Here is a 24272-nt window from a genome sequence, read left to right as displayed (position 1 = left end):
GATCCGGGGAATTTCTACAGCGACGGGTATTCCGAGTTTCCGAGTCTCGCGTCCGTGATCTCGTGCAGCCCCGTGCCATCGAGGTTGATTCGGTAGACGCCCCAGCGCGCGAGCGATACGTCATAGCGATGAAAGATGAGGGTGGCGCCGCCGCTGGTCCATCGCGGGACGCTGTTGATCGCGCGGTCCTTGATCACCGGGTGCTGGTCGCTCCCATCTGAGCGCATCATGAAGATGCTCCACACGCCGATGCCGGGTTTGAATGCGTTTGGCTCCGTCTCGGCTAGCCACGCGATGGACGCGCCATCTGGCGAGAAGTAGGGGTCGTGGTCCCGCATCGTGTTGTGCGTAAGCTGGGTGACGTCACCGCCGGCGGCGGGCATTGTGAAGATCTCGAAATTCTGCTCGACGCAAGGGGACACGGCGCAGCTCACGAACGCGATCGTCTTTCCGTCCGGTGACCAGCTCGGATCGGTATTCACCCCGTCTCGATGGGTGATCTGGCGGGGGTGCCGCCCTTCGTCATCGGTGAGGAAGATCTGCGTGTTGGGGAACGATCCTCCTACCATGACCAATTGATCCCCCGATGGCGACCACTCGGCATGTCCCTGAACGACCCATCCGTCCATCCCGACGGGACGGAGCAGTCGCTGATCCGACCCGTCCGCATTCATGACCCAGAGACTCGCAACCTTGATCTCCTCCGGCTTCGCGCCCGCCGGGACTCGGTAGAAGAGAATCCTGCGCCGATCGGGCGAGATCCTCGGCCACCAGCTCTCGAACGAGAGATCGAGCGTGAGCCGCTTGACGTTGGACCCGTCCGCGCCCATGACGTAGATTTCGTGGTTACCGGTCCGGTCCGAGCAGAATACGATGCGATCGGCCGTCAGCGGCTCGACTTCGGCCGTGCGAGCGCGGGCCTCCTCGAGGCCGACGGCCGATAGCTCGGGCGGCGTGACTGGGCCGGGCGACTCGGTCCCGATCTGGCTGCGCCGGCCGACCACGATCCCCGCGATGAGCACAGCCGAGAGCACGATCAGTCGCGCGAGGAACCGGCGCAGGATGAGTGGCGCTCCGTGACGACGTTCACATTGAAGGGGGATAGTACGCAATGTTACCATCCCCTTCCGTCAACGGAATCAGTTCTTGACGGAATGATTCTGGTTCACGAAACACAACGATTCCCATGCTTGGCGACTGGCGAGTTTGCTTCTGACTCAACGCGAACGCGTCATTGAGCGAGGAGCTCCCGGACTCTGAAAGTAGCCGCAGGAGCAAAGGACCCGTCGCTCTTGATCGGGTGCGGCGCGTGCACGCAAATTCGCTGATCGGTAGGCAACGCTCTTTGGCTGGTACCTTCAGCAACGCACCACGGGCGCAGGAGCCATTGGCGGCGAGCCGCTGCGCGTTCCCATCCATCCGTCGCTCGGCGCGCGAGCTCGCCCCCGGGCTCAGTGCCCCCGTCGATGCTCGGCGTGGTCGCCCCGCATACGACGCGGCCAAGCGCGCCCTCGATATCGTCGTCGCCTTGTTGGCGCTCATCCTCCTCGCTCCGTTGATGGCGGCAATTGCGATCTTGATTCGCCTGGATTCGGCCGGGCCTGTGCTGTTCCGACAGCGCCGCGTGGGCCTTGGCGGGCGCACCTTCATGCTCTACAAGTTCCGTTCAATGTACGTTGACTCCCGCGATCGATTCCCCGACCTCTTCACGACGCCGTGCCTCGATGACCGGGGCTCCGTCGTGTACAAGAGGAAAGATGATCCGCGGGTCACGCGCGTGGGTCGCGTCTTGCGCACAACATCGCTCGACGAGCTCCCAAATCTGTGGAATGTGCTCCGCGGCGAGATGAGTCTCGTTGGTCCCAGGCCGGAGCTCCTCGAGTTCATGCGCTTCTACGCGCCGCGGGAGTTGGCGAAGTTCAGCGTGCGGTCTGGTCTGACCGGCCTCGCGCAGACGAGCGGTCGCGGGGCGCTCTCCGTCCCGGAACAAATCGCCGCCGACCTCGAGTACGCCGCACGACAGAGTATGTGGCTGGATCTCGTCATCCTTGCGCGCACGGTGAAATGCGTATTCATGCGCGACGGCGCATTTTGAGGCGCACACGATGGCCCGGACTTCCCCCGCCACCACTCTGAGCTTCCATCGCGGAGCGCGTAGGCGCGACCGCAGAGATTGAGGACGCCCATGGACTTCACACCTGGATGGGACTTGGCGCGCCGGTGGTGGCCCCTTGGGGCCTTTGTCACTCTTCTCGCTGGACTTCTCGCCTATGCCGCCTCGTTCTTGATCTCGCCCACCTATTCGTCTACGACTCGCGTGCTCGTGCGCGCCTATGACGCTCGACTCCTCAGCTCCACGGGAGAGGACGTGGCGGCCCGACCCGGGACCATCGACGTGACACAACCCAAGTCGCTCAATCAAACGCTCGCCGGCCTGGCGACCAGCCGCGCGGTCGCCGAGCAGGTCGTCAACGACCTCAAGCTCGACGGGCCGCCGGCGGAAGATGGGTCCTTCTTTGGGCGCATCAAGGCAACCGTGAAAGGCTGGGTCCGTGTCGGGGGGGCCATGCTCCAGTACGGCTACTACGCGGAGCCTACCCCCCACGAGGCAGCGGTGGATCGCATTCGCCGCTCGATCGACGCCACGCCGATCAAAGATTCCTACCTGATCGAGATCAAGGCGCGGGCCGATGACCCCGGTCTGGCAAAGGCCATCGCCGAATCCGCCACGCGCGCGTTCATCCAGCAGTCGGGCGACGAATTTCAGCGACACGCGTCGAAATTCCAGTCGGTGCTGGCCGGCGAGGTGGATCGCGCGCGCGCTGAGGTGGACAGGGCCGAATCCGCCCTCGAGCAATACAAGTCTGAGCACGGCATCAGCGACATCGCAGAGGCGCAAAAGCTGAGCGCCGCCGATGAGCAGACGCTTCGCCAACAATTGCGCGACGTCGAGGTTAACCTGGGGTCCCAGCGGGCCCGCCAGGAAGCGCTAAGGTCGACGATCGCAACGCTCAGTCCAACGGAGCGCACAACGTCTCAGGCCTCCGGCCAGAATTCGGTCTCGACGTCGACGACGGCCGAGGCGGGCCGCGCGGCGACGACCACCTCCAACGACTCTGCGACGAACCTGACGGAGAATCGCGAGACCGTGTCGCCGAGCCGCGTCTATCAGGACCTGCAAAAGGACTCGCTCTCGCTCGCCGCGGAGATCGCCGCCCTCGAGGCCAAGCGAGACCGACTGGACGCAGCGCTGCAGACGCGAACCCAGGCCGCTGCGCAGCTCGCCGCGGACGCCGCGCGGATCGACGCGCTCGATCTCCAGCGATCGAGCGCGCATTCGGCCTACTCCTCCATCCGCGCCAGCTATGAGGCGGCCGTGGTTAATGACGCCCGGGGAGCGCAGGAAGTGGCGCAGGTCGATGCCGCGACGCAGCCCGTCTATCCAGATAAGCCGTTGCGGTATCTCTTCGTCCTGTTCGGCCTGATGTTCGGGCTCGCCGGTGGCGCCGGGCTCGCCTTCGGTCTCGATCGTTGGCAGCGCGGCGTGGAGATGCGGCCCGTGTTTAACCCGCAGCCTTCTGGCCTCGCCGCGGCGTCCACCGTCGAGGCTGGCGCCGCGCCTCCACCGTCGACGAGTCGACCAGGTGTGGCAACGCCCGCCACCTTCGAGATCTGACACCATGGCGCCCGGGGCACCGACAGGCCGCCGTGCCGCCTGGAACGCCATTGCGCTGCTGGGATTCCGCGCGGTCCAGTTCGCCGTCAATCTGTTCATCACCCTGGCGCTGACGCGTCACCTGGGCGCCGGCTCCTACGGGGACTACGTGTTCGTGCTCGGATTCACCGGGACGCTCGTCGTTCTCAGCGACTTCGGCCTCATCAAAGTGGCGGTACGTGAGATCGCGCGTGATCCCTCCATCGAATCGGCGGTCGTCGGCACGGTGATCGGTCTGCGTTGCGGGATCGGTCTGGCTCTCGCCCTGGCTGCGCAGGTCATTCTCGTACTGATCCATTCGCGGGATGAGCTTCGGGGCTTGGTCCTCGTCGCGTCTGTGTGGTTCATCTCGGACGCGCTCCTTGCCATCGCCATCCTCTTCCAGGTGCGAATCGCGATGCACGTCGAAGCGCTGATGGGATTGGCTGGCTGCGCGCTTCAGGGACTGGCCGCCATCTGGCTCATCGGTCGCGGCGGCGGGCTCGAGGAGCTGGTGCTGCTGCCGGCCATCGGTGGATTTGGCGCCGCCATGGTCGGCATGTATCTCGCGGCTGTTCGTTACCGGTTACCCGCCCGGTTCGACCTCCGGCTCATTCCTCCCCTGGCTGCGGCCGGCTTGCCGGTCTGGACCACCGTGGCGTTTACGATGGTGAATCTTCGCCTCGACGGTGTGCTGCTGGGAGTCCTGGCAACCCCGACGGACGTCGGTCTGTACGGAGCGGCGTCCAAGCCCATCGAGTACGTCTTCCTGCTCTCGACGGCCCTCATGAACCCCGCGTATCCGCTGCTGGCGCGCTGGTTCCACCGGGATCTGGATCGCTTCGCATTCGTGTATCGACGAATGGTTACCGTGCTTGCCGTGGTGGCGCTCCCGATTCCCGTCGCGCTGTTCTTCCTCGCGGGGCCCATCGTCGCCGCGCTCTTTCCGCCCGAATTCGCGGGCAGCGCCTCGGCCCTCCAGCTGCTCGGCGCCGCCATGGCGTTCACGTTCCTCACCGCCTGGCACGGCTTCACCCTGCTCGCTGCTGGTCGCCAGCGGGACACCGTGGTGTACGACGGCGCCGCGCTCGTCGCCAACGTCGGTCTGAACCTCGTGCTCGTTCCACGCATGGGCTTTATGGGTGCAGCCTGGGCGGCGCTCGGGACGAGCGCCCTGGCGGTCGTCTGGTCGACGGTCATGGCGCGCCGAATCGGCGTCAGCATCGCGGCCGGCGAGCTGGTACGAGCGTGCGTCGCGGCTGGAGCGTTCGGCGCGGCGCTCGGCGTTTCCCAGGCCGCAGGACTTCCGGCGCTCGTTGCCGCGGGCGCCGCGCTCGCGGCGTACGTCCTGGCGGTCCTCGCATTGCGGATCGTCCGATGGCGCGAGATCGCGGAGCTGGCGCCGGGCGCGAGGGCCGGCCGACCGGCATTGCCCGTGCTGGAGGGGGTGTGACGGCGCTCAGCCTCCCAACCTTCTCCGTCATCATACCCACCTACAATCGCGCCGAGATCGTGGCGCGGACCGTTCGGCATTTCATGGCGCAGGACTACCCGCCGGACCGATTCGAGGTCTTGCTCGTCGACAATTCCACGGACCGGACTCCCCAGCTCGTCGAGGAGCTGGCCGCGGAGTCCCGGTGCTCGGTCCGCGTGATCGCGACCCACATTCGATTGCCGGCGCGGAAACGGAACCTCGGGCTCGCCCAGGCCCAGTTCGACTACGCGCTCTTCTTCAACGACGACGTTTGGGTGGAGCCCAATCTCCTTCGCGAGCACGCGCAGACGCACGCCGAGCACGACGCGCCGATCGCGGTGCTCGGGCTCGTGGAGCAGTCCACCGAGATGCCCTGGTCGCCGTTCCAGGAGGTCTGGCGGCCCTTCGCCTACGACGACATCGCCGACCGGGCCCACAAGACCGTCCCATACCGGTATTTCTGGTCGATGAACCTCTCCCTTCCACGGCGGGTCATGATCGATCGAAACCTGGTGTTCCACGAGGACTGGGCGGAGATCGGCCACGAGGACGTCGAGCTGGGCTATCGATGGACGCGAGCGGGGTACGAGATCGTCTACAACCCTCGCGCCCGCGGCGAGCACTTCCACCCCATGACCTTCGAGAGCGGCTGCGCCTTCGCGGAGAGCATCGGCCGCGGGCTTCGCGATCTCCACGTCCTCGTGCCGGACCCCGATCTCCTGGGCTACTACGGCGTGTTCTCGCGTCGCAATCGGCCCCGCAAGTTCGTGCGCGGCCTCATTCGTGAAGTGCTCTTCAATCCGTGGACCGTGCCCTTCGTCCAGCGGTGGCTCTCCCGAAGGAAGACGTCGTACAGCTGGCTCGCGAAGTGGCTCGGCTGGAAAGTCATGCTCTTCTACTGCAACCGGGGCTTTCGGCGCGCCCCCCAGCGCCACCCGACGCCGGTGCCTACAAGGCCGCTCGGCGACCAGATGATGGGCGCCTAAGGTGACGGGCATCTCCTGGCCGGCGGCGGATGGCCGCGCGGCAGGCGCCGGGCCATGGTCGGCGGGAATCAGCCGGCGAGCCGTACTGGTCGCCGCCGTTGGCATGGCCGCCGCGTCGGCGATGGGCGGCGTCCTGCTCGCCGAGCGCCAGTTCTACGCGCAGCTGGTCGTCGTCAGCGCCGTGCTGTTCGCGCTCGTCACCCTGGGGGCTCGGAAACGCGAGCGATTCATCCTGATCGTCCTGGTCCTCAGTACCCAGCGCCTCTTCTATAAGCTCCTCGGGCCCACGGACACGGACATCGCGGGTGGGGTCGCCGGTCTCTACGTCCAGACTCCAGACATCCTGCTGGTGGTGCTCGCGTGCTTCTGGGCTGCGAGCGGCACCGCGCTCACCGATTTGAAGCAGGCGTTGATGCGGCCCGTGGTCTTCATCCCCCTGCTGTGCGCCATGTCGGTACTTCCCAGCTTCCTGGCCGCCACCGCGCCCTACTTTTCGCTCGCCGAGTTCGTCCGCATGGCATGGATGCTCGCGCTCTACGTCTACGTCGCGGCCCGCGTGCGCGACCGGCGCGACCTCCTCGCGGTCCTCGGCGCGCTCCTTGCCATCACCTTCATCCAAACGCTGCTGGCCACCGCCCAGTGGGCGACGCAGAGCTCGCTGGGCCTGGTGCGCGTCGGGGATGAGTCCCAGCTCGTGACCCGAGTCGCCGATGACGCGGAGATCGTTCGGCCGAGCGGAACGATTCTGCATCCGGTCTTCCTCGCCGCGATTCTCGCCGAGATCGGGCTGGTGGCCCTGAGCGTCGGGCTGAGCACCGAGAGCAAGCGCTGGCGGCTGCTGTGCTTGCTCTCCGCGGGAGCCGGGCTCCTGGGCATGGTCCTGTCCCAGACGCGCGTGGCGTTCCTCACGATCATCCCGGTCGCCGGCGCCGTCTGCGTCTGGGCGATCAGCCGCGGGTACGTCAGGCTCCGGACGGTGGTTGGCGTGGTCGCGATGGTCGGGATCGTGTCCGTTGTCGCCAACGCGCTCGTGACCCACGGCAACATTGCGGAGGGCATTGCGCGCAACTTCCTGAGCGAACACGTTGGAGTCGAGGTGGAAGCGCGACAGCAAGTGAACGAGGTGGGGCTGAGCGTGGCGCGGGATGCGCCCCTCGTCGGCGTTGGCCTTGACAACTACGAACAGGTGCTGCCGCGGTACGACCGCTACGGAATCGGATTAACGGGGCTGCCGCCGCACAACCTCTACATCCTCGTGCTTGCGGACACGGGGGTGGTGGGGCTCGCCGGGATGCTCCTCACGTTTTGCGCGCTGGTGGTCGGGGCCTTTCGCCTGGCGCGATCCAGGGACCGAACGCTCGCCGGGATCGGGGTGGGGGCGCTGGCGATGTACGCCTTCTATGCCCTTGAAGAGACGACGTCCTTCACGCTTCGCCACGACGTGCCCTTGCTCGGCTTCTGGCTCCTGGCCGGCCTCGTGGCGGCGGGCCTGCGGATCGCCGAGCGCGAGGGCCCGGCAACTATGTCGACAGGGGCCCGCTGATGTTCTCTGACGGCTGGCTCAAGGTCCGGTGGGCTGCGATTTCCCTCGTCGTGACAGGAGGCCTGCTGACCACGCCTGCTCGCTTGGCGGCCGACGTTCGCGCCGATCAGCCGCCGGCCCCAGCTCCGCGAAAGGTGGTCTTCGCCGCGGTTCCGCGTCCGGAGCCCACGGGCCCGTCCGGCAATCCGCAGATCTACACCGTCAACGAAGACGGTACGGATCTCCGCCAGCTCACATTCGACGAGAGCGCGTCCGCCGACTGGCCCGTCTGGGTCATGGGTGGTCGGAAGATTCTCTATACGATCGAATCGACGGGCGAGCGGGAGGACGAGAGCGGAATCTATCTGATGAACGCGGACGGGACGGGCGCCGAGCGTCTCCTCGCGACCCACCACCGTGTCGTTCAGCCCAAGCTCGCGCCGGACGGATCGAGCGTGCTCTTCACGGCCTCCTGGGAGACGTTCCCGGTCGTCGCCCTCTACAAGCTCGATCTCGCAACCGGGCGCGTCCAGAATCTCACCGCGGTGACGTCGCCCGCGCAGGGTTTCGACAGCGACCCGCGCTGGTCGCCGGACGGCGGGGAGATCATCTTCACGTCGGGGTCCGCGCAGGACGGCGCGCTGAGCAGCCCGCAGGTCTACACCATCGCCGCCGACGGGAGCCACCGGCAGGCGCTCACGAACGATGAGTTCTGGTACACCGACCCGGCCTTCGCGCCGGGCGGGCGCAGAATGGCCGCGTCCGTCTTTCGCGGCCACGAGTGGCCGTTCCCCTCGGATCAGCGCGGCAAGTTCCCCCTGCCGGTTGACTGGCACATCGTTGTGCAGGACGTCGACACGGGCTCGCAGACGCTGATCACCCAGGGCAAGAACTGCGCGCCGCGGCGGCCGTCCGACGAGCCGTGCGCGCCAGACGAGGGACCGAGCTGGATACCGGTCTGGATTCCCGGCGAAGACCGCATCGCATTTCTTTCGCTTCGGCGTCAAGACCTGGCCGGCATCTATTCGGTCGACGCAAACGGTGGCGACGCCAGGATCGTGGTCGAGCTGCCCGGCCAGGTTATCATCTGGCACGACTGGGTGGCGCCGGAATCCGGCGCGGATCGGCAGCGAGCCGTTTCCCTCCACGCGGCAACGGCGCCGGGTCCTCGCCTGCTCTTCGGGGCGTTGACCTACCCCACGCGTCGCGATCCAGCGGGAAACTTCTGGGCAGACACCGAGGCCGGGCAGTCGTTGTCCCCCACAGCGCAGCTCTTCACGATGTCCGCAGGCCCATCCGACGTCGCGCCGCTGCCGTGGCCCCGTTCGGACCTTGCGCCAGACTTCGCCCGATGGACGAAAGACCGCTCCAGCATCGTGTTTACCGCGAGCGTGCCCGTGGACGCGTCTCAGGCGCCGCCGCGACCGGGCGCCACGGTCGTTCCGCGCGCCGCTCCGGGGGGAGCGCCCTCCTTCGGCGACCCTGTCATCGCGGGGGACGAAGGGGCGGCGGGGCGAGCGGCCGCGAATGATGTGCCGACTCAGGCCCTGGACCAGGTCTTCGTCGTGTCCGCCGATGGGTCGGGTTTGCGCCAGATCACCTCGCCCTGGTCGTACGACGCCCTCGACGCCCCTCCCGCGAATGATCCTCGCTCCAACGTCGAGCCCGACGTGTCGCCCGACGGCCGCTCCCTCGTGTTCGCCAACGTGTCGTCCGTCCGGCAGGAGTCGTGGATCCTGCGAGCCGATTTGGCAACGGGAGACGTCATCAACTTGACCAGCGTCACGTGTGGCTTTGCCCTCTGTTACGACCGAACGCCTCGCTTCTCTCCGGACGGGTCTGCCATCGCGTTTGCTTCGTATGCGGGCGGGCGGATGCAGATTCACACGATGCTGGCGGACGGGTCGGGTGACCGCCAGGTCACGGATGACGACGCGGATGCGGTCGATCCCTCGTGGTCGCCGGATGGTGGTTCGCTGGCCTACACGAGACTTTCGGGGGCGGATTCGATTGGCGACGCTGTCTCCGATATCGGACCGTGGTCGGTCGTCGTGGTGAATCTCGCGACTGGCGACGAGCGTACCATCGCCAGCGGCGTCGGGGGAATCCGTCCCGCCCCGCTGTGGGGACCGGACGGAGCGACGATCGCCTTTTTGGAAGACGCGCACGGTCAGCCGGACGTCTACACGGTCCCCGCGACCGGTGGCGATCCGAAGCCGCTTCTCGTTTCGACCACGTCCTGGGAGTTGTTTTTTGACTGGCGCTGAATGGGTGTGGTCGGACAGATGTTGAGTCCTCGATCGTTGACCGTGCCAGGCGAGACGACGGAGGTCACGGCGCGGACGGGTTCCACGGTGGGTGTGAGCGTCATCATCGTGAACTGGAACACGCGCGCGCATCTGCAGGGCTGTCTCCAGAGCGTGGTCGACCACGGATTGCGTCAAGCCTCTATGGAGATCGTCGTGGTAGACAATGGCTCGTCGGACGGATCGCGCGAGATGGTCCGCGACGAATGGCCAACGATCCGCCTGCTGGAGAACGCGGAGAACGAAGGATTCTCGCGCGCCAACAACCGCGGGATCCGAGCGAGCACCGGAGAATTCCTCCTGCTCATCAACAGCGACGCGCGGCTCCGGCCGGGCGCGCTCGACGAGATGCTGCGTGTCATGCGGTCCGATGAGCGCGCGGCCGTCGTGGGGCCGCGTTTGGAGTTCGGGGATGGACGCTGGCAGCGCACAACGGCCGGGCGGGCGCCCTCCCTCCGGACGGCCATCAACCACTATCTCTTCGTCGATCGCCTCGGGATTCCGCACCCATGGTTCGCGGGGCTGTATCTTTCGCGGGACGTCCGCCGCGCGTTTCGACCGGATTGGGTGTCCAGCGCGTGCATGCTGGTCCGGCGGGCCGCGCTCGAGGAGGTCGGCCTGCTGGATGAGCGTTTCTTCATTTATATGGACGACGTCGACCTCTGTCAGCGTGTCCGCGATCGGGGCTGGAACGTTTGGTACTGCCCCGATGCTCGGGTCATCCACTACATGAGCCGCAGCTCTTCCGAGGCAGGTGGCATAGCCCCGCCCGCGGCGGTGCGCGCCTTCAATGCGTACTTCGCGCGCCGCTATGGAGCCCGGCGCTGCGCCGCCCTCCGCGCAGCCGAGGTGGCGGGGTTCGGCATCCGTGGGGTCGCGCTCTCCATCGCCGCAGCGCTCCGCCCGACGCGCATCGACCTGGTGGCCCGGGCGCGCGCGCAGTGGGCGTTTTGCCGGGCGGGCCTCGAACCGGTGCCGTCCCACGAGGAGCACGGCCGTGGCTAGGAAAGGGACCGAAGCGCCGGGCGCGGTGGCGCTGGACCTGGGCGAGGGCCTCTCGCTCTGGGACCTGATCCGCGCGGACTACCAGGCCCTCGTCGCCCTGGAGCGCGCGCGGCCGCCCTCGCTGCGCCGCCATCTCGACGTGCTCGCTCAACCGGGCCTCTGGGCGGTGGTCATTTTTCGTCTGGCCGTCGCCTGCCATCGGGCCCGGCTGCTTCCCATCGCCCGGATCCTCTTTCTGCTCAACCTCCTGATCTTTGGCACCGAGATGGCGCCGCGCGCCCGGGTCGGCCCGGGCCTCGTCGTGCCACACCCCATCTTCACGGGTTTCAGCGGCGGCACGCGGATCGGCCGGAACGTCACGCTGCTGGCCGGAGCGCACATCGGGTCGGGCGGGTTCGACGATCCCAAGAAGGATGGATTTCCGACCATCGGCGACGGCTGCAAGATCATGGACGGGGCGAAGATCCTCGGCCCGGTGGAGATCGGAGCCGGAGCCGTGATCGGCGCCAATGCCCTGGTCATGCGCTCGATCCCCGCCGGCGCCGTCGTCGTGAGTCCCCCAGCCCGCATCGTCCGGATCGATGAGCCAGGTGACGCCGCGGAGGAAGAGGTGATGAACGGTGTCGATCGATAGGGCCCGCGCGCGGTCGACCACCCATTTCTCCTCGTGGACGAGCGGCGTCCTGCGGCGACAGGCCCGCCTCGTCGCGGGGATCTTCGTCGTCGCCCTGCTCGCCCGCCAGGTGGAGGGCTTCTCGACCCGCATTGGCACGATGGAACGCACCGCATCGATGTTTCTTCCCGGCCTCGCCGTCACACCCTTTCTCGCGGCCGTCGGCTGGGTCATGCTGAACGTCGTGGTCGCCGCTGGGAGCATCGCGATCCTCGCGCGCACGGTCGCAACCCCCGGCGCCATCGGGCTCGGGCTGACGCGACCCGCTCCCTCGTACGCCGCCGTCGTGCTCGTCTCGATTGCCCTCACCGTCGCGTGCGCGCCCCTCATGTCGGCGCTGCTCTCCGGACAGGCCGCCGGCGTGACCCTGGCGCTGTTCGTGCTCGCGTTTCTCTCCCTCACGCAGGGTCGGGAGGACCTCGGCGGCGTCAGCCTGGCGCTCCTCGCGGTCGTCGAGCCGAGGATTCTCCTCGGTCCCTTCCTCTTCATCATCGTTCAGCGCCGGGTCCGCGCGGTGCTCGCGTTCTTCGTCGGGATCGCATCGTTCATTTGCCTGGGCGTCTGGACCGTCGGGCTGGTCGGCGTCGCGGCGTACGGTGGGTTGTTGGTGCGCACCCGGGGGTTCATCGGGGATCCGACGATGGAGGGGGTGTCGTGGCCGGTGGCCGGCGGGATGCCCTGGATCGGGCGGCTGCCCTTGGTGGACGCGGCTGCCGCGGCCGCCCTCGCCGCGGCGATCGGAGCGGGCGCCCTGCTCACGGTGGCGTACCGCTGGCGGCGGCGAGCGCCATCTGGACGGGCCTTCGTCCGGGCGTACGTCGGTTTCACGGCTGCCGGCCTGCTGGCCTTCCCGGGTCTGGTGTACCAGGACGTGGCCATTCTGCTTCCCTGTTCCGTCGCGGCGCTCTGGCTGGACCGCGCAGCGCTCGCGACTCTCGTCCACGAGGTCCGCCTCGCCGCCCGTTCGGCGCGCCGACGGGCCCGGGGCGGCCGCTTCGCCCCCATTTCGCGCTGGCGCTGGCCGGGCGTCGCCGTCGCGTCGGCGGCGGTGGTGTTTGGCGCGCCGTCGATCGCCTGGCTGGCCATCGGGCCCGCCGCGCTGGATGCGCCCGTTTGGGGGACCGTCGGCGCCATCGCGCTGCTCGCGTGGGTCATCGCAACGCTGCCCGCCGGCGGGCGCGCGGAAATCCCTCGCCCCCTTCGGGGGACAGGGCAGCATGAGGGGGCCATCGGGCTTCCCGCGCCCTCGACAGATCATTAAGGAGGTCCTATCGCGTGCGTATCCTTATCACCGGCGCGGGAGGAATGCTGGGCAGCGCAATGGCGCCGGCCCTCGCCGACGCCGGCCATGTCGTCTTCCCCACCGATCTTCGGGCGTCCACCGCGATGGAGGACTGTGCGCCCATCGATCGCACGCTGTCCCGAAACGGTCGGGGCGCCCCGCGGACCGGGACGCCGCTCGGTCACCTCGACGTGCGCGAGCCGACGGCCATCGACGCCTGGCTCGCGTGGACCCGCCCGGACTTCGTCGTGCATCTGGCGGCGGAAACGGACGTCGACCTCTGTGAAGCGCAGCCCGCGCACGCCTTCGCCACCAACGCGGCCGGAACGGAATACGTCGCTCGCGCGTGCCGGAGGGACGGCATCCCGCTCGCGTACGTCAGCACGGCCGGCGTCTTCGATGGCGAAAAGACCGAGCCGTACACCGAGGATGACCCGGCGATCCCGATCAACGAGTACGGGCGCTCAAAGCTCCAGGGAGAGTGCTGGACGCGGGAGCTTGTGGACCGGTCGTTCATCGTCCGCGCTGGCTGGATGGTCGGCGGCGGCGATCGAGACCACAAGTTCGTCGCGAAGATCCTGCACCAGATCCGCGCCGGGGCCAGGGTGTTGCACGCCGTGGACGACAAGTGGGGAACGCCAACGTACGCGCCGGATTTCGCGCGCTGCTTCGCCGCGCTGCTGGAGACGGAGGAGTACGGGCTGTATCACATGGCGTGTCTCGGCAGCGGCACGCGGTTCGATGTCGCGCGAGCCATCCTCAAAGTTCTCCGCAGCGACGTCGAGCTGCGCTCGGTGCCGTCCGAGTTCTTCAGGGAAGAGTATCCGGCCCCGCGCCCGCGATCGGAGATGATGCGCAACGCGCACCTCGATCGCCTGGGTCTGAACACCATGCGGCCGTGGGAGTCGTCGCTGGAGGAGTATCTGCGCACGGCATTTCCCCAATTTGCCTGCCCCGGCGAGCGGTCGCCAGACGGCGAACCGCACGCCGGGACTCTCGGGCGGCGTGTCTGATGGACTCGACGCGAAGCGCGACTCAGGCGAGCCCATCGGTGCCGCCGATCGACGTGGCGACCGCTCGAGTGGCGGTCGTCATCCCGATCCCGAACGATCCGGACTGGCGCATCTTCGAGTACATCCCCGAGGAGATCCCGATCATCGTCGTGGACGACAGTGACGGTCGCCTGTCGCCCGCGCCACGCCCCAATGTGCGCTTCTTCGACTACGCCGCGCAGCGGCGGTTCATGGGCAGCCACTACGACGCGATCCCCCACAAGAGCGCGGCGACGCGCAATTTCGGGCACGTGGTGGCCTATCGCGAAGGCTTCGACGTCATCATCGCCCTCGACTACGACTGCCGCCCGCGCCCATCGTGGATGCGCGAGCATCTCGATGCCCTCGGGCCGGTCCGGGACGCGGAAGCGCTCCAAGCGCAGTGGATCAACCCCATCGAGCAGCCGGGGATCTACGCGCGCGGGTACCCGTACGAATACCGCAACGCCGAAGCGGCCCCAACCCCCAGGCGGACCACCGGCAACGTGGTCGTCAACATGGGGCTGTGGGACAACATCCTCGACATGAACGGTGTGGACAAGCTCCAGCGCGAGGTGCCGGCCGATCCAGGCCCCAGCGGCGAGCGCACCCGCGTCGCCCTGGGGAACATCCCCGTGTGCGGCATGAACACCGCCTTCATCGCCGAGCTCACGCCCGCGTACTTCTTCCTGCCGGACATCTGGATCGAGGGCTGGCAGCTCTCCCGCCACGACGACATCTGGGGGGGCTACATCCTCAAGAAGCTCATGGACCGACGGGGCGACCTCTTCGCCTACGGGCGTCCCGTGGTCGAGCACACGAAGCAGACCAACCTGGAGCGGGTCATCAGCCTCGAGCAGTACATGCATCTGATGGCCAGGGAGTTCTACGAGCTGGTCGACCGGGCCGTCGAGAACGTTGCGCCCGCGAGCTATCGGACGATGTTCGCCCACTTCACCGAGGAGTATCGGCGCGCCGCGCAGAGCTCGCGGGCCCCGGCGCACTATCGGCGCGGGTTCGTTGAGCTGGGCGATTGGATGCAGCGCTGGGTCGACGCGTTCCGGTAGTACAGCCAGGCGCAAGGGTACGGGTTTTCGGTTCACCATGGGTTGAGGGATGCCGCCCGGAAGGGCGGGCCTTCGTTCTCGGAGCCGCGGCGCGCGGTTCACGGCGGCGGCCCTCAGCCGCCCGGAAGGGTGGCCCTTCCTTCTCGGAGCCCCGGCCCGCCGTTCACGGCGGCGGCACTCACCAAGCGGAGGGATGCCGCCCGGAAGGGTGGCCCTTCGTTCTCGGAGCCCCGGCCCGCCGTTCACGGCGGCGGCACTCAGCCGCCCGGAAGGGTGGGCCCTTCGTTCTCGGAGCCCCGGCCCGCCGTTCACGGCAGCGGCCCTCAGCCAAGGGAGGGATGCCGCCCTAAAGGGCGGGCCTTCGCTCGCGGAGCCCCGGCCGGCGGTTCACGGCGGCGGCTCTCGCCCAAGGGAGGGATGCCGCCCTAAAGGGCGGGCCCTCGTTCTCGGAGCCCCGGCCCGCCGTTCACGGCGGCGGCTCTCGCCCAAGGGAGGGATGCCGCCCGGAAGGGCGGGCCTTCGCTCGCGGAGCCCCGGCCGGCGGTTCACGGCGGCGGGACACAGAGGGATGCCGCCCGGAAGGGCGGGCCTTCGTTCTCGGAGCCGCGGCGCGCGGTTCACGGCGGCGGCCCTCAGCCGCCCGGAAGGGCGGGCCCTCGTTCTCGGAGCCGCGGCCCGCCGTTCACGGCGGCGGCCCTCACCAACCCGGCCCGCCCGCACCGTGTGCGTGCGTTCACTGTTTTCGCTTGTTACGATCCGGTACGCTAAGCCGGCATACGGCTGCCCTTCCCGCGGTTCCGGTCCGTCGCGCGGCGCAGTTTCGATCGCGTGACCATTGCATGCGGGCCGTGTGGCCGCGCAGTCACAGTTCTGTATCAGCATTGGAACGAATGCTTGACGGTCTGAGGAGTACAACGGTAGGCTGGAATGGATGTGACCGGTCGAGGACTCGTTACGTGGTCCGCTGTGCCCTGTCACATTTCGGTTTGCAAAACGTTTCAGTAGAGTGATTGTCTGCGTCGCAGCGCAGGCCTGCCGTGCGCGTATTGGGTGGGCCTATCAGGCGTTGCCGTCGGTCAAGGGGGCGACGGCTGAGAAGCGCGACGCGAGGAAGCGCGCAAACCAAGACGGAGGAAGCTAGGAGGAAGGAGCGCGAACTGCATGCAACCCAGACCCCCGCGTCGATCCCCCCCAATCCGGAGCCCACGGAGGTGCTCCAACGGCGTTATTCCCGCTCTCGTTTCTCACACACTTATCCATCGGAGGAACGCAAGCGATGATAGACGGTAACCGGTCCGGGCCGAGGATGGGCCTGTGGGCAGCGGCGCTGTGTGCACTCGTCGCCGCTGGGCTCATTGGCCTCATCCAACCGGCCGGCCAGGTGTCCGCAGCCGCGGGCGTGGAGAACTTCACGCTCGTGAGCCTTGCGAGCCAGGCGAGCCCCGGGAGTCGGGACGTCGCCTTCCTGTGGACGCCCGGCGCGACGACGTACACGCTGGTGCGCATGACGAGCAATGCCAGCGGCAACGCGGTGATCTCGGTCACCCCCACCCAGCCCTTCGGGCCGACGCTGGACTTCTTCCAGGACACGGTCCCCGCCTCGGCGGGGAGCGCGGCCTGCTACCAGCTCGTCGGCGTGACGGGCAGCACGACGAGCCGATCGGACGTGCTGTGCACCGTGTTTGGCATCGCAAACGGGCTCGTCCCAATCAACGCGCGCGTTGAGCTGGACCAGTCCACGACGACGATGAAGGTGACCTGGGATTCGACGCCCGGGGCAGCCGGCTACATCGTGTGGGCCGTTGGAACCGACGGCGTCCAGGTGACGACCGGGACCACGGTGAACGTGAACACGAACGGCCAGCTCACCTGCGTGGTCGTCATCACGGGGACAGCGACCGGCGCTGTGTTGGGGGTCTCAAACCTCCTGTGCGGCGTTCCGGGGCTTTCTTCCATCGTCGTACCGCCGACGGCGACGCGAACGGCGACCAACACGGGCACGCCGCCCACGTCGACGCCGACACGAACGAACACGCTCGCGCCAACGAACACGTCGACGAGCACCTCGACGGCGACGGGGACGCCTCCGCCGACGAGCACGCCGACGAATACGTCGACGCCGACCTCGACGGCGACCTTTACGCCGGCGAACCTCTCCATCTCGAAGATCGCCAACCCGAACCCGGTGAACGCCGGCGGGACGGCGACCTACACCATCACGATCACGAACTCCGGCCAGACCGCGGCGCCGGGCACGGCCGTCGAGGACGCGCTGCCCGCGGGCGTGCACTTCCTCGCCGCGGCCGACATCGACGGCCGCGGCTTCAACTGCGGCAACTTCGGCAACACGGTGGGATGCACCGGCGGCACGATCCCGGGTGGGACCATCTCCACTCCATCGATCAGCCGCATCAACATCCTCGTCACGGTGGACAACCCCTGCGTGGTCGTGTCCCCCGTGCACAACACCGTGACCCTGAACCCGTCTGACACGCCGCCCGGACCCTCCGCGACCAACGACTTGGTCATCAACGGATGCGTCCAGGCGACGGCGACGAACACGGCGACGGCGCCGACCGCGACGAGCACGGTGACCAACACGCCGACCGTGACGCGAACGCCGACCAACACGGCGACCGCGACCGCGACCCCGGCGGTGGACCTGCACATCGCGAAGACGGACCAGCCCGACCCGGTGACCAACCCGGGCGGCGGGCCCAACAACGGCGAGATCACCTACACCCTGGTCGTCCAGAACTCCGGCACGGCCGGCGCCAACAACGTGACGGTCACGGACATCCTGGACAACGGGATCTTCTTCGACTGCGCGAACGGGAACAATACGACAGGCTTCTGCAACTCGTCGGATCCCAACGACCCGGGTAACGCGGTCACCTTCCTCAGCGCGGCAGGCGACAGCAACTTCGTCTGCAACTTCAACGCGGGCGTCAACCCGCCCGGCAACGTCGTTCCGCCCACGGTCACGTGCACGGGCGGGCAGATCGGCCCGAACGGCGGCGCGACGATCACCATCGTCGTCGGCACGAACGCGGCCTGCTCGGCCATCATGAACGTGGCCATCGTGAACCCGACGCACAACGTCAACGAGAGCGACTTCAACAACAACACGGCCGTGTCGCAGACGGCCTGCGGCGCCGGCGCCAACACGCCGACGACCGTTCCGTCGCTGACCGGCACGAGCACCCAGACGCGAACCCCGACGGTGACCCAGACGCCGACGTCGACGGCGACCGCGATTCCGGCGAGCGGCCTCTCCTTCGTGAAGACCGACAATCCGGACCCGGTGGCCCTCGGCCAGACCCTCACCTACACCCTGCAGCTGGCGAACACCAGCGGCGTGACCATCAACGGCATCGGCCTGACGGACACGCTGCCCGGTCAGGTCCAGTTCGTGAGCACCGACGCCGACCACGGCATCGTGTGCGGCGAGGTGGGCGCGACCTTCCCCGGCACGCAGACGGTGAGCTGCGGCGACGGCTCGATCCCCAGCGGCGAGACGGCCACGATCCACATCGTCGGCCTCGCGCAGTTCTGCGGACCGATCACCAACACCGCGAAGCTGACGTCGCCGTCCGCGGCGAACAACACGGCGACCCAGGTGACCACGGTGTCCGGCTGCAACACGCAGACACCGACCCCGACGGTGACCAACACGCTGACGCCAACCGCGACGGCCACGGGCACGCCGACGGTCCAGCTCGGCATCGTGAAGACCCAGTCGACCAATGCGACGAACCCCGGCGGCGCCGTGACCTACACGCTGACCATCAGCGCGACGGGCACCGGCACGGCCACGGGCGTCTCCGTTGACGACACGGTCCCGAGCCAGCTCACCATCGGCTCCATCGTGGCGAGCAACTCGTTCTCCTGCATCGTGAACAGCACACCATCGCCGAACACGGTGCACTGCACGGGCGGCTCCATCGCGGCGGGCACCAACGCGATCATCTCGATCCCGACGGTGGCCAACGCCTGCACCAGCGGCGTGACCAACACGGCGACCATCGTGGCGCCGGCCGACACGACGCCGGGCGACAACAGCTCGACGACGCCGTCGCTGGCCATCAGCTGCGGCGACGAGTCGATCGCTATCGGGACCCAGCTATTCCAGACCCGCGATACCTCCGGCGGCGATAGCACCGACTTCGTGGCGGTCACCGTAACCACCGGCGCGGGCACGGCGGTCGGCAAGGGCACCGTGACGGTGACGTTCGACACCGGCTACACGGTGACCAGCGTCGTCCCGAGCGGGACCGCTCTGTGGCAGAACTGCACGGGCATCGGCACCAGCAACGTCCTGACGTGCACGGTGTCGAACCCGAGCGCGACGACGGCGACCGCGACCATCAACGTGGCGATCTCGGCGGCGAACACGTCGCAGGGTGACCATGGGTGGACGGCCGTCCGCGCGGTGCAGTTCGGCGACGGCACCCCCGCCAACAACACGGTGAACGGCACCGTGTCGACGATCTACAGCTACAACCTCGTCGTCTCGATCAACGACAACCTCGACCCGGTCAACTCGGCGAGCCCGGCGCCCGACTTCGCGTACGTCGTCACCGTGACGAACAACAGCGCGGGCGGGCACCCATCGCCGCCGGGCTGGGTCGTGAGCGGCGGCCTCGCGGACCGGAACTCGAACGGCGACCCGGGATCTGGCGGCGCGCCAGCGGGCGGGGCGACGGTCTTCTCCGTGACGTCGAGCCGGATTGCGGACTCGTGCTCCGGCGCGGCGACGCGCTTCTACCAGTGCGCCATGGCGGGCCTCAACGCGGGTGACACCGTAACCATCGTGGTCCAGGTGAACGCGCCCGCGGCCCAGACCGCCAGCTCCTTCTCCGCCGACGCCGAGGCGAGGAACTCGATCCCAACCGGCGGCGACGGCTTCGGCCCGGCCAGCAACGGCGCCCTGGCGGGCGAGAAGAACACCAACGGCGGCATGATCACCTACACGAACAACCCGCCGTCGAGCATCCGCAGCGATGATCGCGACGTGGAGTTCACGTCGGTGACGTAGCCGTCGGCGCCAACCTCCGCGGAGGACCGCTCGCCCCCAGCGTGTCAACGGGCGAGCCGCCCTCCAACGAGGGATGAGCCGACGAGGCGAGGGGGCTCCCGAAAGGGGGCCCCCTCGCTCTGTATCGGGGTCGCTTCGTGGCGGCCAATCGGGGTACCATCAGGCGAGACCGGCGCGCAGCTCGGGCGCCGAAGGGGAGACATACAGCCGTGGTTCGTCGATCTCGATTCTTCGCCGGGCCGGTCCGGTGGACCGGCCTCCTCATCCTCGGCCTTGGCCTGCTGGCCGCGTGCTCCGGTGGGGCCGACGATGCGCGCTCGTCTCAGCCGGGAGCCCCCGCTGGGACGCCGTTTCCGCTCTCGACGCCCGATTCCGCGGCCCTTCCCGCCGACGCGCAGCCCCTCGGCGAAGGGGATTTCGGGCTCGGCGACGGCCCGGGCGGCACTGTCCAGGGGAAGCTGACCGGCGCCACCGTCGAATGCGATACGGCGGGCTTCATGCACGTCAAGACGTCCGATGGGACGTTCCTGGCCGGCGTCGTCCGGGCGGGCGACTGGGACTGCCAGCGGGCGCTCGACAAGTGGACCGACATGAACAAGTCGGCCGCCGCGGTCGGCGTTCGCCACGCCGGGTCCGGCGACAACGAGACCCTGACGCTGATCAACGACGCGGGCGGCTCCCTGACGATGCGCGTCTCGGGCGCCTGGCGCCAGGGCTGATCCGCCCCCCGCTCGTCCTGAGCCTGGCGAAGAACCTGAACCCATGGAAGGGCGGGCGGATTGAGCCGCCGCCGTGAACGGCCGGCCGGGGCTCCGGGAACGAAGGCCCGCCCTTCCGGGCGGCTGAGGGCCGCCGCCGTGAACGGCGGGCCGGGGCTCCGGGAACGAAGGCCCGCCCTTTAGGGCGGCATCCCTCCCTTGGGCGAGAGCCGCCGCCGTGAACGGCGGGCCGGGGCTCCTCCGTCACAATGTGACGAGCCGACGTCTCCGAATCGTTTCGAATTGCGAACACAAGATGTTCGATTTGCACTATACTAGGCGCTGGATCTCCTCCGCCGCGCTCCTCGGAGGGCGGCTCCCGCGATACCGGTGTCACGAAACGACGACATTCAGGGGGGACGTTGATGCACCGATCCGTTGCGATTCTCGCGACAATCGCCGTGGTTTTTTCCCTCGTGCCACTCCTACCCTTTGTGCCGGCGCAGATCGCGCTGGGCAGCCCGCAGAGCTACGTCTGCACGGGCTCCGCCGATGGCACGGGCATTAACGCCGTGATCGCGGCCTCGAGCCCGGGCGATACCCTGACGGTCAGTCAGGGGCCCGGGGTGAGCTACTGCCAGATCGACGTGCCCATCGTGATCGACAAAACGCTGACCTTGCAGGGTCAGGGGAAGGACGTCACGTACCTGAAGGGGCCGGGCGTCGAGAACGTCGCCGCGGAGGTGGCGGCGGCCCAGGCGAAAGCGGCAACGGCGAAGGCGGCGGCGAAGACGAAGCTGGCCACGGCGACCGCGACCCTGCGGGCGCGGGCCAACACCAGCGGAGCGAGCGGGCCCGCGACCAAGCAGGCGAAGCCGGGCACCGGTCCGGGCTCCGGGACCGGCGCCGGGCGGAACGCAGGCGCGCGAGCCAACGCCCAGGGCGGGAGCGGCAAGGGGCACGCTGCACGGGCCGCGGCGAAGCAAGCCCATCGCGCAAACAGCCAGGGCAACGCCCGGTCCGGCGGGAAGAACGATCCGAAGGCGACCGCGCAGCGGATCTACAACGCCTTTGTGAGCCAGTGGGTCGGGGCGCCCAAGAGCAATGCGAGGGCCAACGCCCTGGCGACCGTGAATACGAGCACCGGGCCCGGCATCGGCGTGCTGGACAACCTGGGAACGGTGACGATCCAGAACTTCACGATCACCGGCTTCAACAACACCGGCGTCGACGACGCTGGCGGCGCCATCTTCGTCGGGATCGGCACGCCGGTCGTGATTCGGAACAACGCGATCCGCCTGAACTCGGCGAGCCGCGGGGGCGGGATCGCGCTCCTGGAGGACAACGACGGCAGCCAGATCGCGAACAACACCTTCGAGAACAACGTCGCGATGTACACCGGCAGCTGCTGCATTCCCACGTCGGGGAGCATGGCTCAGGAGGGCGGCGCCCTCTGGGTGCTGACCGACGTGGACAACCTGCTCATCAGCGGCAACACCTTCACCAGCAACAGCTCGAACAGCTCGGGCGGGGCGATCGCCATTGGCTGGACCAACAAGAATCTGACCATGTCCGGGAATACCTGCCAGTCCAACGTATCCATCAACGGCCAGAGCGAGGGCGGTCGGGGCGGCTGTGTCAAGGTGTCGGGCAACGGACCCGACTTCAGCAACGCGCTGGGCAACAACAGCAGCCCGACCTTCACCTCGAACCAGTTTCTCAATAACAACGCTGCGGGGTCCGATGCAGCCGGGGGCGCGGTGAGCATCGGCTCCGGAAACGGGAACACGACGTTCACGGGCAACACGTTCCAGGGCAACTTCGGCGATTACGAGGGCGGCGCGCTGCGGATCGGCGACCAGGGGTACCACCACACCTTCACGGGCAACACCTTCGACAGCAACTTCGCCGACGATCGCGCCGGCGCCATCCATCTGGGCGGCATCAACTCGACCTGCGGCGCGCCGACGACCTTCACTGGAAATACCTTCATCCACAACTCGGCCGTCAGTGCGGCTGGGGCGATGTGGATCGGCGCGACGAACTCGTGTCTGCAGTTCGTCGGGAACACGTGGACGGAGAACGCCGCAGAATATGGCGGCGGCGCTATCAGCTACGGCGAGTACTCCCCGGCCCCGCCGACCGCCGAGACGTTTGGCCAGCCGAACGCCCAGGTGCTGATGCAGAACGAGACCTTCACGGGCAACTCGGCCGGGTCGGGCGAGTTGGGTGGCGGCGGCGCGGTGCACTTCGACGTCGGCATGCCGAACCTCCAGATCCTGGGGGGGAGCTTCAGCGGCAACGCGTCCTACTATCAGGGCGGGGCAGTGTCGTTCCTGTGCAGCAGCTGCAACAGCCCTGACTTCGCCTCGCCGCGGGTGACCATCGACGGCGCCAGCTTCACCAATAACTCGTCGCAAAGCGACGGCGGGGCCATCTTCACCTCGTCGTCGTATGTCATGGACCACTTCACCATCAAGAACGCCACCTTCCAGGGCAATAGCTCGACAAACAGCTCCGGCGGCGCCATCGAGATCGAAGCGCAATCGCCGAATATGACGATCCAGAATACGAGCTTCATCGGCAACTCATCCTACGACCAGGGCGGGGCGATCCTCTTCGACGCTCTGGTGAACAGCTTGCTCGTCACCGGGTCGACGTTCCGAGGGAACAAGGCGACCGACGACCGGGGCGGCGCCATCTCGTTCTACGACGACACGACGATCAACAATGCGGGCACGCCGGCCGCCATCACCAACAGCACGTTCTCGGGCAACAACGCGTACGAAGATGGTGGCGCGCTCTCCTTCGCGGCTCCCTCGGACGGATTCCAGGTCATCGGCAATACCTTCAGCGGCAACAACGCGGACGTCGATGGCGGCGCCATCTATTGGGACGCAACCCGCACCACCACCAATGCGCTCATCAAGGGGAATACCTTCGACGGTAACAAGACCGATGGCAGTGGGGGCGCCGTGTATTTCGGCGGCAGCAGCGGCAGCACCGGTCTGGAGGTGCGGGAGAACCGGTTCACGCGCAACAGCGCGCAAGGAGCCGGCGGCGCCTTCCAGCTGGGCAATGGCGACATTCTCACCACTCAGGATCCCAACGCGACGATTCACCACAATTGGTTCGAGTCCAATTCCGCCAGCAATACTGGCTGCTGCGGCGACACGATTGGCGCGGGCGGCGGCCTGAAGGTTCTGGGCGAGGTGCCGGGGCTTCGGGTGTACGACAACGTGCTGACCCGCAACACGTCGCTACAGGGCGGGGGCAACTTCGCCGCGCTGTGCAGCGTCTGCACGGGCACGAGCGACATGCAGGTCTATAACAACACGTTCACCTTCGGGTCGGCGCCGACGCAGGGCGGTGGTGTGCTCGTCCAACATAAAAACGCCGACACCGTTGGAACCGACGGCATCGCGGACAGCATCGCCTTCTGGAACAACGTCGCGTATCTGAACACGGCCGGGGACTTCGCGGCCGAGGACACCTC

At 67.8% G+C, this 24272-nt stretch carries 15 protein-coding genes; 14 read left to right on the top strand and 1 reads right to left on the bottom strand.

Annotated elements, in window-relative coordinates; genetic code table 11:
* Positions 1 to 14: 14 nt before the first annotated feature.
* Positions 15 to 1112: a hypothetical protein gene (locus VFC51_00605; GenBank protein HZT05506.1), complete on the bottom strand. Its 1098-nt coding sequence runs from the start codon at positions 1110 to 1112 to the stop codon at positions 15 to 17.
* Positions 1113 to 1387: 275 nt separating this feature from the next.
* On the opposite strand from VFC51_00605, the gene VFC51_00600 reads away from it, so the two are divergent.
* The 14 genes from VFC51_00600 to VFC51_00535 all read left to right on the top strand — a co-directional run.
* Positions 1388 to 2095: a sugar transferase gene (locus VFC51_00600; protein HZT05505.1), complete on the top strand. Its 708-nt coding sequence runs from the start codon at positions 1388 to 1390 to the stop codon at positions 2093 to 2095.
* Positions 2096 to 2185: 90 nt separating this feature from the next.
* Positions 2186 to 3676: a Wzz/FepE/Etk N-terminal domain-containing protein gene (locus VFC51_00595; GenBank protein HZT05504.1), complete on the top strand. Its 1491-nt coding sequence runs from the start codon at positions 2186 to 2188 to the stop codon at positions 3674 to 3676.
* A gap of 4 nt (positions 3677 to 3680) precedes the next feature.
* Complete coding sequence (locus tag VFC51_00590) at positions 3681 to 5147, top strand: flippase (GenBank protein HZT05503.1); 1467 nt, start codon at positions 3681 to 3683, stop codon at positions 5145 to 5147.
* Positions 5144 to 6154, top strand: a complete 1011-nt coding sequence (locus VFC51_00585) for a glycosyltransferase family 2 protein (GenBank protein HZT05502.1) — start codon at positions 5144 to 5146, stop codon at positions 6152 to 6154. Before VFC51_00590 ends, VFC51_00585 begins: the two co-directional genes overlap by 4 nt.
* Position 6155: 1 nt before the next feature.
* Positions 6156 to 7697, top strand: a complete 1542-nt coding sequence (locus VFC51_00580; GenBank protein HZT05501.1) for an O-antigen ligase family protein — start codon at positions 6156 to 6158, stop codon at positions 7695 to 7697.
* Complete coding sequence (locus VFC51_00575; GenBank protein ID HZT05500.1) at positions 7697 to 9943, top strand: hypothetical protein; 2247 nt, start codon at positions 7697 to 7699, stop codon at positions 9941 to 9943. The genes VFC51_00580 and VFC51_00575 overlap by 1 nt, the downstream gene beginning before the upstream one ends.
* A gap of 42 nt (positions 9944 to 9985) precedes the next feature.
* Positions 9986 to 10987 carry a glycosyltransferase family 2 protein gene (locus VFC51_00570; protein HZT05499.1) on the top strand — a complete coding sequence of 334 codons (1002 nt, stop codon included), beginning with the start codon at positions 9986 to 9988 and terminating at the stop codon, positions 10985 to 10987.
* Positions 10980 to 11621: a hypothetical protein gene (locus VFC51_00565; protein HZT05498.1), complete on the top strand. Its 642-nt coding sequence runs from the start codon at positions 10980 to 10982 to the stop codon at positions 11619 to 11621. Before VFC51_00570 ends, VFC51_00565 begins: the two co-directional genes overlap by 8 nt.
* On the top strand, positions 11608 to 12921 hold the full coding sequence (locus tag VFC51_00560) for a glycosyltransferase family 87 protein (GenBank protein HZT05497.1): 1314 nt from the start codon (positions 11608 to 11610) through the stop codon (positions 12919 to 12921). Before VFC51_00565 ends, VFC51_00560 begins: the two co-directional genes overlap by 14 nt.
* 14 nt (positions 12922 to 12935) lie before the next feature.
* Positions 12936 to 13955, top strand: a complete 1020-nt coding sequence (gene rfbD / locus VFC51_00555) for a dTDP-4-dehydrorhamnose reductase (protein HZT05496.1) — start codon at positions 12936 to 12938, stop codon at positions 13953 to 13955.
* Positions 13955 to 15040: a hypothetical protein gene (locus VFC51_00550; GenBank protein ID HZT05495.1), complete on the top strand. Its 1086-nt coding sequence runs from the start codon at positions 13955 to 13957 to the stop codon at positions 15038 to 15040. The genes rfbD and VFC51_00550 overlap by 1 nt, the downstream gene beginning before the upstream one ends.
* Before the next feature lie 1276 nt (positions 15041 to 16316).
* Entirely contained in the window at positions 16317 to 20078 is a 3762-nt protein-coding gene (locus VFC51_00545) for a DUF11 domain-containing protein (GenBank protein HZT05494.1), read from the top strand.
* Between the two features lie 209 nt (positions 20079 to 20287).
* On the top strand, positions 20288 to 20797 hold the full coding sequence (locus VFC51_00540; GenBank protein HZT05493.1) for a hypothetical protein: 510 nt from the start codon (positions 20288 to 20290) through the stop codon (positions 20795 to 20797).
* 404 nt (positions 20798 to 21201) lie between these two features.
* On the top strand, positions 21202 to 24272 hold a 3071-nt coding region (locus tag VFC51_00535), incomplete at its 3' end, for a right-handed parallel beta-helix repeat-containing protein (GenBank protein HZT05492.1).

Source organism: Chloroflexota bacterium (assembly GCA_035652535.1).
GTDB lineage: Bacteria > Chloroflexota > UBA6077 > UBA6077 > SHYK01 > DASRDP01.
Note: the sequence above shows the minus strand (reverse complement) of the source record. Positions and strands in the feature narration are given on the sequence as shown.